Origin of the sequence: Streptomyces justiciae, from assembly GCF_015163075.1 — a bacterium.
GTDB classification, from domain to species: Bacteria; Actinomycetota; Actinomycetes; order Streptomycetales; family Streptomycetaceae; genus Streptomyces; species Streptomyces justiciae.
In genome coordinates, this window is sequence record NZ_JADDXU010000013.1 from 290190 (window position 1) to 304091 (window position 13902).

At 70.4% G+C, this 13902-nt stretch carries 11 protein-coding genes and 1 pseudogene; 6 read left to right on the plus strand and 6 right to left on the minus strand.

Going from position 1 to position 13902, the window contains the following annotated elements; genetic code table 11:
• Nucleotides 1-41: 41 nt before the first annotated feature.
• From aceE to IQ210_RS32265, 4 genes and pseudogenes are all read left to right on the plus strand, one after another.
• Nucleotides 42-2740 (plus strand): annotated as a pseudogene (gene aceE, locus IQ210_RS32250) (pyruvate dehydrogenase (acetyl-transferring), homodimeric type).
• Between the two features lie 203 nt (nucleotides 2741-2943).
• The gene (locus tag IQ210_RS32255; protein ID WP_194082694.1) at nucleotides 2944-3675 is read left to right on the plus strand and encodes a sigma-70 family RNA polymerase sigma factor; all 732 of its coding nucleotides are present in this window, start codon (nucleotides 2944-2946) and stop codon (nucleotides 3673-3675) included.
• A 312-nt stretch (nucleotides 3676-3987) separates the two neighbouring features.
• A complete protein-coding gene (locus IQ210_RS32260; RefSeq protein WP_194082695.1) occupies nucleotides 3988-6474 on the plus strand; it encodes a hypothetical protein in 2487 nt (828 codons plus the stop codon).
• 162 nt (nucleotides 6475-6636) lie between these two features.
• A complete protein-coding gene (locus IQ210_RS32265; RefSeq protein WP_194082696.1) occupies nucleotides 6637-6972 on the plus strand; it encodes a cupin domain-containing protein in 336 nt (111 codons plus the stop codon).
• Between the two features lie 29 nt (nucleotides 6973-7001).
• On the opposite strand, the gene IQ210_RS32270 is transcribed toward IQ210_RS32265, so the two are convergent.
• The 4 genes from IQ210_RS32270 to IQ210_RS32285 form a co-directional block, all read right to left on the minus strand.
• Nucleotides 7002-7499, minus strand: a complete 498-nt coding sequence (locus tag IQ210_RS32270; RefSeq protein WP_194082697.1) for a hypothetical protein — start codon at nucleotides 7497-7499, stop codon at nucleotides 7002-7004.
• A gap of 172 nt (nucleotides 7500-7671) precedes the next feature.
• Nucleotides 7672-7887 (minus strand): dodecin, encoded by a 216-nt coding sequence (locus IQ210_RS32275; RefSeq protein WP_194082698.1) that lies wholly within the window; start codon nucleotides 7885-7887, stop codon nucleotides 7672-7674.
• Nucleotides 7888-7933: 46 nt separating this feature from the next.
• Nucleotides 7934-8776 (minus strand): alpha/beta fold hydrolase, encoded by an 843-nt coding sequence (locus tag IQ210_RS32280; RefSeq protein ID WP_194082699.1) that lies wholly within the window; start codon nucleotides 8774-8776, stop codon nucleotides 7934-7936.
• 179 nt (nucleotides 8777-8955) lie between these two features.
• Complete coding sequence (locus IQ210_RS32285; protein WP_256785338.1) at nucleotides 8956-9573, minus strand: cysteine hydrolase family protein; 618 nt, start codon at nucleotides 9571-9573, stop codon at nucleotides 8956-8958.
• Nucleotides 9574-9776: 203 nt separating this feature from the next.
• Here IQ210_RS32285 and IQ210_RS32290 point away from each other — a divergent pair, with 203 nt between their 5' ends.
• On the plus strand, nucleotides 9777-10925 hold the full coding sequence (locus tag IQ210_RS32290) for an acyl-CoA dehydrogenase family protein (RefSeq protein WP_194082701.1): 1149 nt from the start codon (nucleotides 9777-9779) through the stop codon (nucleotides 10923-10925).
• 3 nt (nucleotides 10926-10928) lie between these two features.
• Here IQ210_RS32290 and IQ210_RS32295 read toward each other — a convergent pair whose 3' ends face one another.
• Nucleotides 10929-11864 carry a DUF5996 family protein gene (locus IQ210_RS32295; RefSeq protein ID WP_194082726.1) on the minus strand — a complete coding sequence of 312 codons (936 nt, stop codon included), beginning with the start codon at nucleotides 11862-11864 and terminating at the stop codon, nucleotides 10929-10931.
• A gap of 142 nt (nucleotides 11865-12006) precedes the next feature.
• On the opposite strand from IQ210_RS32295, the gene IQ210_RS32300 reads away from it, so the two are divergent.
• Nucleotides 12007-12408: a RidA family protein gene (locus tag IQ210_RS32300; protein WP_194082702.1), complete on the plus strand. Its 402-nt coding sequence runs from the start codon at nucleotides 12007-12009 to the stop codon at nucleotides 12406-12408.
• 68 nt (nucleotides 12409-12476) lie between these two features.
• Here IQ210_RS32300 and IQ210_RS32305 read toward each other — a convergent pair.
• Nucleotides 12477-13902, minus strand: a 1426-nt coding sequence (locus IQ210_RS32305) for a glycerol-3-phosphate dehydrogenase/oxidase (RefSeq protein ID WP_194082703.1), incomplete at its 5' end; no start/stop codon positions are given.

Here is a 13902-nt window from a genome sequence, read left to right on the forward strand (position 1 = left end):
TGCCGATGCCATGTCCCGACCGCCCCGACCGGAAGGCCGACATGACTCTTCCCGAACTGCCCGCGGAGACGTTCCGGACCAGTGAACTGGACCAGCTGCCCGACCGGGACACCGAGGAGACGGCGGAGTGGCGGGCGTCCCTGGACGCCGTCATCGAGCGGGCGGGCCCGGAGCGCGCGGTGTACCTGCTGCGGCGCGTCCACGAACACGCGGCACGCGTCGGCCTCGCACTGCCCCGGCTCGTCTCCACCGACTACCTGAACACCATCCCGACGGCGGCCCAGCCGGCGTTCCCGGGGGACCTGTCGATGGAAACCCGGATCACGGCCCTGAACCGGTGGAACGCGGCCGTCATGGTGAGCCGCGGCTCGCGCCTGGGGCTCGGCGGCCACATCTCGACGTACGCCTCCGCCGCCTGGCTCTACGAGGTCGGGTTCCAGCACTTCTTCCGGGGCAAGGACCAGGACGGCTCCGGTGACCAGCTGTACATCCAGGGACACGCCTCGCCGGGCATCTACGCGCGCGTCTTCCTCGAAGGACGTCTGAGCGAGCAGCAGCTCAACGGCTTCCGGCGGGAGGCGGACGGACACGGTCTGCCCTCCTACCCGCATCCCAGGCGCCTGCCCTGGCTGTGGGAGTTCCCGACGGTCTCCATGGGACTGGGCCCGCTCGCCGCGATCTACCAGGCCAGATTCAACCGGTACCTCCACAACCGGGGGACAAGGACACCTCGGGCTCACGTGTCTGGGCGTTCCTGGGCGACGGGGAGATGGACGAACCCGAGTCCACGGCCGCCCTGACCCTCGCCGCCCGCGAGGGGCTCGACAACCTCGTCTTCGTCGTCAACTGCAACCTCCAGCGGCTGGACGGGCCCGTCCGCCCCAACTCCAAGATCGTGCAGGAGCTGGAGGCACGGTTCCGGGGCGCGGACTGGAACGTGGTCAAAGCCCTGTGGGGACAGGCGTGGGACACCGTGTGGCAGCGGGACACCGACGGTGCCGTCGTGCATCGCCTGGACGAACTGCCCGACGCCCAGCTCCAGACGTACGCGGCCCGGGACGCCGCGTACATACGGGCCCACTTCTTCACCGGCGAGAAACTGTCCGCCGTCGCCGCCGGGCTGACGGACGCACAGCTCATCGACCTGTTCGCCGACTCCCGGGGCGGCCACGAGCCGCTCAAGGTGCACGCCGCCTACCGGGCCGCGGTGGAGCATCGCGGACAGCCCACCGTGGTGCTCGCCCAGACGATCAAGGGACACACGCTGGGTCCGGAGTTCCAGTCACGCAACGCCAACCACCAGATGAAGAAGCTGACCATGGAGCAGTTCCGGCATCTGCGGGACACTCTGCGACTGCCCATCCCCGACAGCGCCCTGCGCGGGGACGAGGCGCCCTTCTGGCACCCCGGCGAGGATTCGGACGAGGCACGCTACCTCCGGGAACGCCGCGCCGCGCTGGGCGGCCCGGTACCGGTACGGAGGGTGGTGCCCCGAGCGCTGACACGGTTCTCCCCCAGCCCGTTCCGGGCCCTGGAGAAGGGGTCCGGCAAACAGGAGATCGCCACGACCATGGCGCTCATCCGGCTGGTCAAGGACCTGATGCGGGACAAGGACACAGGGCACCGCTGGGTGCCGATCGTGCCCGACGAGGCCCGCACCTTCGGGATGGAGTCACTGTTCCCGACGGCCGGCATCTACTCGCCGGACGGCCAGACCTACGAGCCCGTCGACATCGACCAACTGCTCCACTACCGCGAGGCCAGGAACGGCCAGCTCATCGACGAGGGCATCACGGAGGCCGGGTCCATGGCCGAGTTCACCGCGGCGGCCACCTCGTACGCCACCCACGGTGAGCCCATGATCCCCTTCTACATCTTCTACGCGATGTTCGGCTTCCAGCGCACCGGCGACCAACTGTGGGCCCTCGCCGACCAGATGGGCCGCGGCTTCGTCGTCGGCGCCACCGCCGGGCGCACCACGATGACCGGCGAAGGACTCCAGCACGCCGACGGCCACTCCCACCTGCTGGCCTCCACCAACCCCGCCGCGGTGAGCTACGACCCGGCCTTCGCCTACGAGATCGCCGTCATCGTCGAGGAGGGGCTGCGCCGGATGTACGGCCCACAGGCCGAGGACGTCTTCTACTACCTGACCGTCTACAACGAGCCGAAGCAGCAGCCCCCCATGCCGCAGGGGCCGGCCGTCCGCGAGGGCATCGTGCGGGGGATCTACCGGTTCCGGCCGGCCGAGTCCCCGGACGCCGCCGCCCGCCTGCAACTGCTCGCCTCGGGAACAGCCATCCACTGGGCCCTGGAAGCACAGGAGTTGCTGCGGTCCCACTGGGACGTGCACGCCGACGTCTGGTCGGTCACCTCGTGGACGGAACTGCGCCGCGACGCCATGCGCGCCGACGAGGCGCGGTTGCGCGGCGAGGACCTCACCCCGTACGTGACCCGCGCACTGGCGGGCGCGCCCGGGCCCGTGCTGGCGGTCAGCGACTGGATGCGACAGGTACCGGACCAGATCAGCCAGTGGGTCGAACAGGACTACGCGTCCCTGGGCACCGACGGCTTCGGTCTCTCCGACACACGCGACGCGGTACGGCGCTACTTCCATGTGAGCGCCGAGTCGATCGTCCTGGCGGCACTGGACCGGCTGGCCCGCGAGGGGGCCGTTCCGGCCGGCACCGTGGCCCTCGCCCGGGAGCGATACGGCCGACAGGCGGGCCCGGTCCGGTAACCACCTTGCGGCCTGGCGACTCACACCTTTCCGGCACAGGCAGATCTGCCGCTGTTTGTTCCTGGTCGACGCTCCGGTGAACTGATGAGCTTTGACCAGGCGAAACGCCGACCCCCTGGGTCCGGCGGACGCCCTCACTCGGGTACTGCCGTCTTGGGGGGTTTCAGATGCCGCATTGCCACGTCGATCCGACACACGCAGGTGTGTTTGAGAAAGCTGTCACAGCAACCACGCCGGACGGGCTGCACGGCGCCTGCCGGGACTTCATGCGCCTGCGGCCCCGGCTGGTCAGCGTGGCCTACCGCGTCGTCGGTGACACGGCCGAGGCCGAGGACATCGTCCAGGAGGTATGGGTCCGCTGGCAGAACACGGACCGCTCCCGGGTCCATGCGGCCACGGCCTTCCTGCTCCGGACCACCGTTCACCTGGCCATCAACGTCAACCAGTCCGCGCGGTCCCGCCGCGAAGTGGTGGGTATCTCCCCGCAGCCGCAGGCGGCGGACGCGCAGGCGGCGGACCCGGGCAACGCGTTCGAACAGGCCGAGACGGTCGGTGCGGCCCTCCTGGCACTGCTGCAGAAACTCAGCCCCACGGAACGGGCGGTCTTCGTCCTGCGCGAGGCCTTCGACTACACGTACGGCGAAATAGCGGTCCTGTGCGGGCTCAGCCAGCCCAACGCCCGCCAGGTCGTCAGCCGGGCCCGCAAGCGCCTGCACGTCGAGAGCAACGCTCCGGTCGACAGCGCCGACCATCACCGACTGGTGTGCGCGTTCGTGGTCGCCGCGCGATCCGGGGAGATGGGCGCTCTCGAACGGCTCCTGACCGCCGACTCCGGACAGCGTCCGCAGCCGGTCGGCGCCACGGAACTGCCGCGGCGGCACGCGGCCCTCGGGGCGGGGACCCACCGTCACCTCCCCGTGCCCGCGGCCGGCTGAGCCCCTGCCCGTCCGCTGGCGGGATCGGGACATGGCGCAGTTGTGACACCTGCGACGGATGACACCTTGTCTTCACACGGTGTTGAATCCGGCCATCACTCGATTTCCCAGAAGGGCGCACGTGTGCGACTAACGGCTTGGGCCCGCCTCACGGCGGCCATCACGATCGGTGCGACAGCGGCCGGCGGGAGCGCTCCCGCCGCCGCCGGGCCGCAGCCGACGGCGGTCAGCGCCGCCGGCCCCCCGCACAGCCCTCGGCGAAGGCCCGGTGACCGTACGGCTGGTGACGGGGACCAGGTCACCGTGACGCAGGTGTCCGCACACCGCCGCACCGCGTCGGTCCTGCCCGGCCCCGGACGCGGACACATCCCCTTCCGGACCCTTGAGCAGGGCGACGGTTCACTCACCGTCCTCCCGGCCGACGCCGAGGCCCTGGTGGCGGCAGGCACCCTCGACAGACGCCTGTTCGACGTGGCGGGCCGCGTCGATCTGACCGCCGCCGCGGGCCCTGTCACCGCGACCGGCACGGTCGTCCTCGATCCGCTCGTGCCCGGCAGGGGCACCACCCGGCAGAAGGACACCGTCCGGTACACCAACACCGGTGACCGCCCCGTCGACCTGCGGCTCGACGTCCGGCTCGCGACCGACACGGGGCGCCGGCTGCCCGACGGTGTGGTCACCCCGGGCACCGACACGGTACGGGTCGGTGCCGGCGCCACCGCCGAGGTACCGCTGGACGTCACGCCGGGCACCGCCGCACGCGGCAAGTACTTCGGCTACGTCACCGCGACGGCCGCGGACGGAACGACGGTCGCCCACACCACCCTCTCCCTCCTGGTACGCGCCCCCGAACACCGTCTGACCGTGGTCGTCCGTGACCGCGACGGGCACGTCATGCCGGGTGTGCTGCCCAACATCTGGGGCGCGGAAGGCTTCGTCGACTACACCGACCGTGACGCCGCCGTCGCCACCGTCGAGGAAGGCACGTACTTCCTGAACGCCTCCTTCGCCTACTCGGCCGAGGACGGCGAGGAGGTGCGCGAGCTGTTCGCGCCCGAGGTGAAGGTCACCCAGGACACCACGGTCACACTGAACGCCGCGGACGCCACCGAGGTCGAGATCCGCACGCCCCGCCCCGCCGAGCAGCGCAGCATCCTCAACGTCAACTGGCGGCGCGAACTGGACGGCTATCGCTGGTCGTGGGGCAGCATGTACTTCGACGCCGTCAAACACGTCTACGCCAGCCCCAGTCCGCAGGTCACCGACGGCAGCTTCGAGTTCTCCACCCGCTGGCAGCTGACGGCCCCGCAACTACGTGCCGAAGTAGCCGGTGGCGCAGTGCGGTTCACGCCGTACTACGAGCCGACCTCGCCCGCGTTCGGCGACGGCGGCGCCCGGCTGCGGGCCGTCGACGCGGGGAGCACGGCCGCCCCCGACTTCCGCGCGGCCCGCGGGAAGCTCGCTGTGCTGGAGTACGAGAGCGACCCCGGCGACGCGATGCTGGCGCGCGCCAAGGCCGCGGGCGTCAAGGCCGTACTGCTGGTCTGGCCCCGCGGACAGACGGTCTGGAGCTGGTGGCAGCCCGACGGAGACCGTGAGCCCCTCCCCGTGCTGCGGGCCCCCCACACCCAGGGCACCGCACTCCTCGCCCGGGTCAGGAAGGGCCGCTCCGCAGTGGTGCACTTCTCCGGAACCGTGCGCAGCCCGTACCTCTACGACGTGATGCAGGTCGCGACCGGCTCCGTCCCCGAGAGGATCGTGCACACCGTCACAGAGCGGGAGAGCGCCGTGATCCGCGCCACCTACACCCGCACCGGGGACTCCGCGTGGACCAGCGAACAGCGATTCGGCTGGCGCCCCTACCAGGAGACCGCCTGGAACAACGAAACCAGCCGCTACGTGCCCGTCGGACGCGAACGCCTCGAGTACGTCAGGGCAGGCGACACCCTGTGGAGCCACACCGTCCACCACAACGTGGTACCCGACCCCCACCGGCGCCTCCAGGTCGGCATGCGGGACCTGCCGCACACCTACCGCCCCGGTCAGCGCGGCACGGAGCGCTGGTTCTCCGGCCCGGTCCGCCCGTCGATCCCGGTCGGCGCGCCCTGGCCGTCCGTCCGCCACGGCGACACCTTGTCCGTGCACATTCCCGAGTTCACCGACTCCGCGCCCGGCCACTGGTCGTTCGCTGAGGTCGCCGACTTCGGCGGCGGCATCGGCGCCCGGGACGGGCAGGAACCCGTCAGCGACACGGCCGAGGCGGCGCTCTACCACGACGGGGAGCAAGTATTCAGCTCCCAGCACGGCATGTGGGGTGACGTCGAGGTGCCCGGCGGGGCAGCCGACTACCGGCTGGACCTGAGGACTTCCCGTACCTCCGACGACTGGCGCTTCGGTACCGGCACCCGCACGTCCTGGACCTTCACCTCCGGTACTGAGACGGAAGAGGCCGAACTGCCGCTGCTCCAGGTCGACTACGCGGTGCCGGTCGACGCCGGCAACGCCGTGGGCCCGCAGCGTCGGCACACCGTCGGCATCGGCGTCCGCATGCAGGACGGCATGGCCGCCCCGCGTGGGGTAACCGTACGCCTGGAGACCTCCTATGACGACGGCCACACCTGGACCAGGGCGCGCACCGAGCGTGTGAGCACCGGCAGGTTCACCGCCACGGTCGAGCGGCCGTCCCGCGTCCACGGCGACGCCGCGGTGACCCTTCGGGTGACCGCCACCGACGCGGCCGGAAACAGCGTGCGGCAGACGATCGACCGCGCGTACCTGCACCCGGGCTCCGCTTCCTAGCGAGGAACAGGGAGCGGGTGGCGGGGCGGCAACGCCCTGCCGCCCACCTCGCTGTCGGCTTATGGACGCGGCACACGGTGGGGCCGAGCCACAGCGAGAAAAACACCGTTGATTGCCTCGGACCCATGGCACGGGCGTGCCCTGTCGTGAATACTGCTCGTTATGCGCAAATTCTCACTTGATGCCCTGGCTCGCGAGTTGCTCGAGCGGGCCGCGTCCTCCAGCGCACGGCGGAGCGCCGAGACGGTGTACGGCGGCCATGAGCACGCCCTGAGGCAGACACTGTTGACACTGGTGTCGGGAGCGGCACTCTCCGAGCACGGCAACCCGGGCGAAGCGACCATGATGGTTCTCCGTGGCCGGGTCCGGCTGACCAGTGGCGAGGAGGACTGGGAGGGCAGAACCGGTGACCTGCTCGTCGTTCCGCAGGCCAGGCATGCGCTGGAGGCCCTGGAGGACTCCGCTGTGCTGCTCACGGTGGTGACATCCGGCCGGTAGTGCCGAACAGGCCGGGAGCCGGCCTGCCTTCAGGAGGTCTTGGCGCGGTACAGACCTCGGCCCGCACGCTCGACACGCGAGGTGCCCACGAGACGGTCGAGGGTGCTGCGCACGGCGTTGATGCTGCCGGCGTCGGTGTCCCGGCCGAGCGCGGCAGCGACCTCACGGGCCCGTACGTCGGCGCCCCCCGACGAGGCGAGGAACTGGAGGATCTGCTCGGTGAGCCGGCCGTACCCGCCCAAGGAGGAGTCACTCGTGTCGACGGCCTTCACCCTCCGCCTGCCGGACGGCCGGTCCGGCGCGCGCTGCGGCTCCGGGCCGGCAGGTTCGGTGCGGGCGCTCAGCGGGGGCGTCCGCATGAGGTCCTGCAAGGCGTGCAGCGCTGTTTGCACGGAACCGAGGTGGGCCACCACCGCGGCGAGTTCGCGTTCCAGGGACTGGCGCTGGACCTCAAGCCTGAGCAACTCTTCCCGGAGGTTCTCAGCGGTGCTCTCGATGCTCTGTGTCGTGTGTGCTGCGGAGACCATGTGTTCCTCTCAATCATCTCCTTCATTGTTGTCACCACACGTAGGGTTGGCAACGGCGTCACTGGAAGTCGCCGCCCCTGTGAAGCCTTCTCTCCCATCCCACACGGTGTTCACTCACGTCGGACGCACGGAGGCGCGGTCCGTGTCGACGGACCGCGCCTCCGTCCTGCCGTCAGGAAGGGTCCTCCAACCGGAAGCCCACCTTGAGGCAGACCTGCCAGTGGCTGATCCGGCCGTCCTCGATGCTGCCGCGCACCTGGTCCACCTCGAACCAGTCGAGATGGCGCAGTGTCTCCGCGCTGCGCGCGATGCCGTTGCGGACGGCGTCGTCGACGCTGTCGGGTGAGGTGCCGACGATCTCCGTGATCCGGTACACATGGTTCGTCATGCGGGGGCTCCTTGTCGTTGTCCGGTCATTGCGGGGCGGACGCGGCTCACCGGGAGCGGGCAGCGGCCAGCTCCAGGATGTCGGCGACCTCGTGCGGGCGGGACACGCTGACAGCGTGTGACGCCTTGACCTTCACCGTGAAGGCCCGGGCCCGCTCCGCCATGAAGACCTGGGCCTTCGGCGGAATGTTGAGGTCCTGGGTGGCGACGAGGGCGTACGCCGGGATGGTGCGCCAGGCGGGCTCGCCGGCCTTCTCCGCCAGCGCGGCGCTGGTCACCGGGCGCTGGGCCACGGCCATCAGGTCGGTGACGTTCCTGGGCACGTCGGCGGCGAACTGGTGATGGAACTTCGCCTGCTCTATGTACAGGTCCTCGGTCGCTCCGCCACCGGGCAGGGTGACGGGAACGGAGCGCAGAGCGTCGGAGAGCGTGCTGCCGGGGTACTTGCCGGTCAGTTCGGCCGCGCTCTCGCCCTTCTCCGGGATGTACGCGGCGATGAAGACCAGTGCGCGCACGTTGGCGGCGCCCCGCGCCGCGTCACTGATCACCGCTCCACCGTAGGAGTGTCCGGCGAGCACGACCGGACCGTCGATGCTGTCCACCAGTTGCCGGACGTAGGCGGCGTCGCTCTTCAGGCCGCGCAGCGGGTTCGCGGCGGAGACCACGGGATAGCCGTCCCGCCGCAACTCCTTCACCACGTCGTTCCAGCTGGTGGAGTCGGCGAAGGCGCCGTGGACGAGGACGACGGTCGGCTTCGTCGGGGAGGGGCCGTGGCCGCGGCCCGCGCTGGCCGGACCGGCCGTGGTCGCCAGGAGCGCCGCGGCGACGGTCGCGGCGGAGACGAGGACGAGCGGGGTCCGGGCACGCCGGGTGAGAACGGGACGATGCATCACGGTGCCTTTCCAGTGGACGGAGTACGACGGTGTCGCGGCTCCGCCTCGCCACAGACCGGCGCGAGGCGGAGCCGCGGGCGGTCGGTCCGGGGGAGCCGGACGTCATCCGCCTGTCCCCATATGACAGGGTTGCCCAGAATGTTGTGACAACCTCTGCCGCGGACAGCCCGGATGACTCAAGGACGCGCTGCCGCCAGGAACCCGTCGACGTCCAGGACCGCGTGGGCGAACAGGGCGTAGCGATCCAGCATCTTCGCGTGGGACACCGCGTCCCCGTCCGAGGCGGTGGCGTCCGAGAGCATGGTGACGTGGTAGCCGCGTTCCATGGCGCTGCGCGCCGTCGACTCGACGCACATCGTCCCGATCATCCCGCCCAGGGCAAGGTGCTCGACCCCACGGCGTCTGAGCTGGGTGTCCAGGTCGGTCGTCGCGAACACGTCGATGTTCTTGTGCGGGGCCAGTGTCACCTCGCCCTCGGCCGGTGACAGCTCCGGGTGGAACTCCGCGCCCCAACTCCCGGCCTCGAACAGCCTGTTCTCGAACATCGCCCGGTGCAGGCCGGTCGGGTGGCGCCAGGACGCGTACTCCTCGTCGGTGTAGGACATGGGGGAGAAGAACACCGCCACGTCCTTCTCGCGGAGCCCCGCCAGCAGGCGTGTGAGGTTGCCGAGCAGCCCGATGCGGGCGAACTCGGCCGCGTACAGCGGATAGCCCTTGCCGTCCTCGGCGAAGACATCGTTCACCGTGTCGATGAGCAGGAGGCCTGTTCGGCCGGGAGGATACGTGTAGGTCACAGCGGTTCCCCTTCTCGCACTGGTGTGACACGAGGCTGAGTCCAACATAACCGGAAAAGGTGCACATAAGTGGCGGCAAAGACACCGTGTGCCGTAGACGGTGTCACATGGCATGATGTGGCCTCGGCTTGCACTCCGGCGTGAGCCCCACCCCCACGACGACGGATCCGGGGGCTGCCGCGCCCCTCGTGAAACGAGTCCTCATGACCCGTGTTTCCCCCGTTGACCTGCCCGCCGTCCTCGAACCCTTCATCCGGGAGGCCCTCGCGGAGGCGGAGTCCCGCGCTGATCTGCCCGAGGTACTCGTCGAGGCGCTGCGGGACCACGGGGCCTTCCGCATGCTCACCCCGCGTGAGTACGGGGGCACCGAGTCGTCGCTGACCGAAGTGCTCGACGTCTACGAGCGACTGGCCCGCATCGACGCCTCGGTGGCGTGGACGGTGTGGAACGGCAACTGGGGCTTCCTCGGCGCCCTGCTGGGCGAGAGAGGAGCCGAGCGGCTGTGGGGCGGCGGGGCGGATCCAGTCTTCGCCAACTCCGGCTCGCCCGGCACGGCGGTGGCCGAGGGCGACGCCTACCGGGTGTCCGGGCACTGGAAGATCGTCAGCGGCATCGGCCATGCCGACCGGCTCGTGGTGGTGGCGGTGGTCCTGGAGGGAGGGGCGCCGCGCGAGGTCGCCGCCGGTGTGCCCGACGTGCGGCTGTTCGTCCTGGGCCGGGACCAGGTCGAGGTGCGGCACACCTGGGACGTGACGGGGATGCGGGGCACCGGCAGCGACGACGTCCTGGCGATCGGTGCCGTCGTCCCGGCCGAGCTGGCCGCCCGCTTCGACGTGCCCGCCCGCCTGCACAGGCCTCCGTACCGGACCTTCATCCCCGCACTGGTACTGCCCGGCTGCACGGCCGTGGCGCTCGGCGTCGCCCGGGCCATGGTCGACGACGTGATCGCCCTGGCACCGGGCAAGACGACCATGACCGGGACGCCTCTGGCCGACACCGCACGCGCGCAGTCCGCCATCGCCCGCGCGCAGACGGACCTGCGCGCCGCACACCTGCTGCTGATGACCGCGGCGGGCGCGCTGACCGAGGCCGGCGAAAACGGCGAGGAGGCCACGCTCGATCTGCGCGCCGATCTGCGCGGGGCCATGAGCCACGCGGCACAGGTGTGCAGGCGGGCCCTGGTGTCGATGTACGAACTGGCGGGATCCGCCTCGCTCTACCGTCACAACACCGTCGAACGGCGGTTCAGGGACGGTATGGCGGCCCTCCAGCACGCCAACCACTCGGCCGACTGCTTCGAGGCGGTGGGCCGGGTACGGTTCGGCGCGGAGCCGGGACTTCCGCTCTTCTGAAGGTCAGCCCGCCACGACGTCCGTGATGCCGTCGGGGCAGCTGTCCACCGCCAGGCTCCAGCCCGCCGCCCCGGCCCCGGCGAGGAAGGCGCTCTCGTAGAAGGCGAGCACCTCGCCCCGCAGCGACGCCGCCGCGCGGACCCGCTCGTAGGGCAGTACCGCGAGATGGGAACCGCTCTTTCTCGCCTGCCAGAAGGCCGCCTCGGGGCGGAGCGGCCATGTGGCCAGGCCCGCGGGCTCCGGGGCGGTGTACGAGTAGAAGGCGGGCTCGGGGTAGTCGGGATCACCGAACCAGAAGCCCGCGCTGATCACCTCGCGTGAGTAGGCCTCTCGCGTCACCGCGTCGACCTCCGGCGGGTGTGCCACGACGGTGTCGGAGAACCTGGTCACCGCGATGTCGAAGGTGTGCCAGAAGTGGTGCACGGGGCTCGTCTTGCCGGCCCAGCGCGCGGCGTACTCCTCCAGGACGAGGTTGACCTGCGACAGGACGACCCAGTACCGGTGGGCCGCCGCCGGGTCGTACGTGCAATGCTCCTCGTCCTCGGCGAAGGGACGCCGCGCGTCCGGGAGGTCGAAGGGGTAGGGACGCTCGACCCGCACGTCCACGCCGACCTGGGCGAGCGCGTCCGTCAGTCGTCCGAAGAACGCGGCGACCGACAGTCCGTGCAGCGGGAACGACGCCTCGCTCCCCGCGCCGCCGGTGACGACGAGGCGGTGGTCGGTGAAGTCGAAGTCGACACAGAAGAAGTCGCCTTGGTCGGTCAGTCCCATGGGCCGGGTCGTGATGCCCCGCCCGGTGAGGTGGAAGGGGACGTTCCACCAGTGGTTGCGGCGCGGTGACGCGGCCAGCCTGATCTTGCCGACCACCTGGGCGAACCGGTGCAGTGTCTCGCGGGTGCCGGTCCAGTCGGCGTAGGGCATCGAGGGGAAGAGTTCCACAGTGCCTCCGACGTAGGGCGGGATCGTCATGAACAACGTATCAAAAACATTGTTTCCATGACTGATGCAGTGAAAGTGGTCCATGCTGTGACAGCAATACCAATCTCGGAACAGATCCGGTACCTGTCTGCGGAGGTTAGACATGCGCGACGAGACGTTCGACTTCGGAGTTCCCTGGGAGGGGTTGTACGGCTACAGCCAGGCCCGACGCGTCGGCGACACCGTGTATGTCTCCGGTCAGCTCTCCCATGACGAGAAGGGTGTCTTCGTCGGTGAAGGCGACTTCGCGCTCCAGACCGCCACCACCTTGGCCAACCTGGACCGGGTCCTGGCGCACTTCGGTGCGACCCGGGCGCAGATAGTGGAGACCACGGTTCTGGTCAGGAACCTGCGCGAGCACTTCGACACGGTCGCCCGGCTCCACCGTGAGTACGTCGGGGAGCGCCGTCCGACCAGCACCGTCATGGGGGTCTCCGACCTCGCCCTGCCTGAACAGCTCGTTGAGATCGGTGCGGTGGTCCGTCTGGACCTGCCCGGGGCCTGAGAGGACGGTCCGTCGGCGACGGGTGTCGCCGGCGGCCTGCTCGGCTTCGGTGGACACACGTCGGCGCGTCAGGCGTCGTGCGGCTTGTCCTGGAGCACGTTCTGCACCTTGGCCCGGACGTCGTCCGTGGCCAGGCCGCGGATCGTCAGCGTGGTCCGGCGGCGCAGCACGTCGTCGACCGTCTCGGCCCACTCGTGGTCGCGTGCGTAGACGACCTGCGCCCAGATCTCGGGGGCGTGGGGGTGGACGCGCTCGCCCAGCTCCGGGTACTGCCGCGCGAGCCGCGCGACGTCATAGGCGAGGGAGCCGTAGTGGGTGGCCAGGTGCCGTGCGGTGTCGACCGCCACGTCCGGGCCCGGCAGGTCGTTGTCGAGCAGCAGGCGGTGCGCGACGGCGTGGGGGTTGGCGACGCCGGGCAACGGCAGCTTCCTGGGCAGCCGGGAAACGGGCTCGATGTCGTCGCCGAGCGGGTGGCCCGGCAGCGACTCCAGCTTCCGCAGCACGGTGCGGCCGATGTGGCGGAAGGTCGTCCACTTGCCGCCCGCGACGGACAGCATGCCGCCCTTGCCCTCGGTCACGACGGTCTCGCGCTTGGCCTTGGCGGTGTCGCCGGGGCCGCCCGGCAGCACGCGCAGACCCGTGTACGCGTAGGTGATGAGGTCACGGTCGAGCTGCTGGTCCCGGATGGAGAACGCGGCCTCGCCGAGGATCTGCGTGATGTCGTTGTCGTTGACGGCCACATCGGCCGGGTCGCCCTCGTACGCCTCGTCGGTGGTGCCGAGGAGCAGCATGTCCTCCCAGGGGAGGGCGAAGGTGATCCGGTACTTGTCGATGGGGGTGGCCAGCGCGGCCTTCCAGGGGGAGGTGCGCTTCAGGATCAGGTGGGCGCCCTTGGAGAGGCGGATGGAGGGGGCCGCGTTGGGGTCCTCCATCTTGCGCAGGTGGTCCACCCAGGGGCCGGTCGCGTTGAGCACCAGGCGGGCGTCGACACCGAACTCCTCACCCGACAGCGTGTCCTTGAGGTCCGCGCCGGTGACCCGGCCCCGGGTGAAGCGGAGTCCTTGCAGCGCGGCGTGGTTGAGGACGACGGCGCCGGCGTCGACGGCCGCGCGGACGGTCATGAGTGCCATGCGGGCGTCGTTCATCTGGTCGTCGCCGTAGACGGCGACGGCCTTGAGGTTGTCGGTGCGCAGTTCGGGCACGTCCTGGGCGGCCTTGGCGGGGGACAGGAGGTGGCCGACGCCGTCTCCGAACGCGGAGAGGGCGGAGTAGGCGAAGACGCCGGCCCCGAGCTTCGCGGCGCCGTGCGGGCCGCCCTTGTACACGGGCAGGTAGAACGTGAGCGGGTTCGCCAGGTGGGGAGCCACCTGGCGAGACACCGCACGGCGCTCGAAGTGGTTCTCCGCCACCAGCTTCACCGCGCCGGTCTGCAGGTAGCGCAGACCGCCGTGGAGGAGCTTGGAGGAGGCGGAGGAGGTGGCGCCGGCGAAGTCG

What these genes read in the sequence shown, in the direction of transcription:
- IQ210_RS32275 (WP_194082698.1), bottom strand. Translation starts at nt 7,887, where the DNA reads ATGACGAACCATGTGTACCGGATCACGGAGATCGTCGGCACCTCACCC.
- IQ210_RS32280 (WP_194082699.1), bottom strand. Translation starts at nt 8,776, where the DNA reads ATGCATCGTCCCGTTCTCACCCGGCGTGCCCGGACCCCGCTCGTCCTC.
- IQ210_RS32300 (WP_194082702.1), top strand. Translation starts at nt 12,007, where the DNA reads ATGCGCGACGAGACGTTCGACTTCGGAGTTCCCTGGGAGGGGTTGTAC.
- IQ210_RS32290 (WP_194082701.1), top strand. Translation starts at nt 9,777, where the DNA reads ATGACCCGTGTTTCCCCCGTTGACCTGCCCGCCGTCCTCGAACCCTTC.
- IQ210_RS32265 (WP_194082696.1), top strand. Translation starts at nt 6,637, where the DNA reads ATGCGCAAATTCTCACTTGATGCCCTGGCTCGCGAGTTGCTCGAGCGG.
- IQ210_RS32270 (WP_194082697.1), bottom strand. Translation starts at nt 7,499, where the DNA reads ATGGTCTCCGCAGCACACACGACACAGAGCATCGAGAGCACCGCTGAG.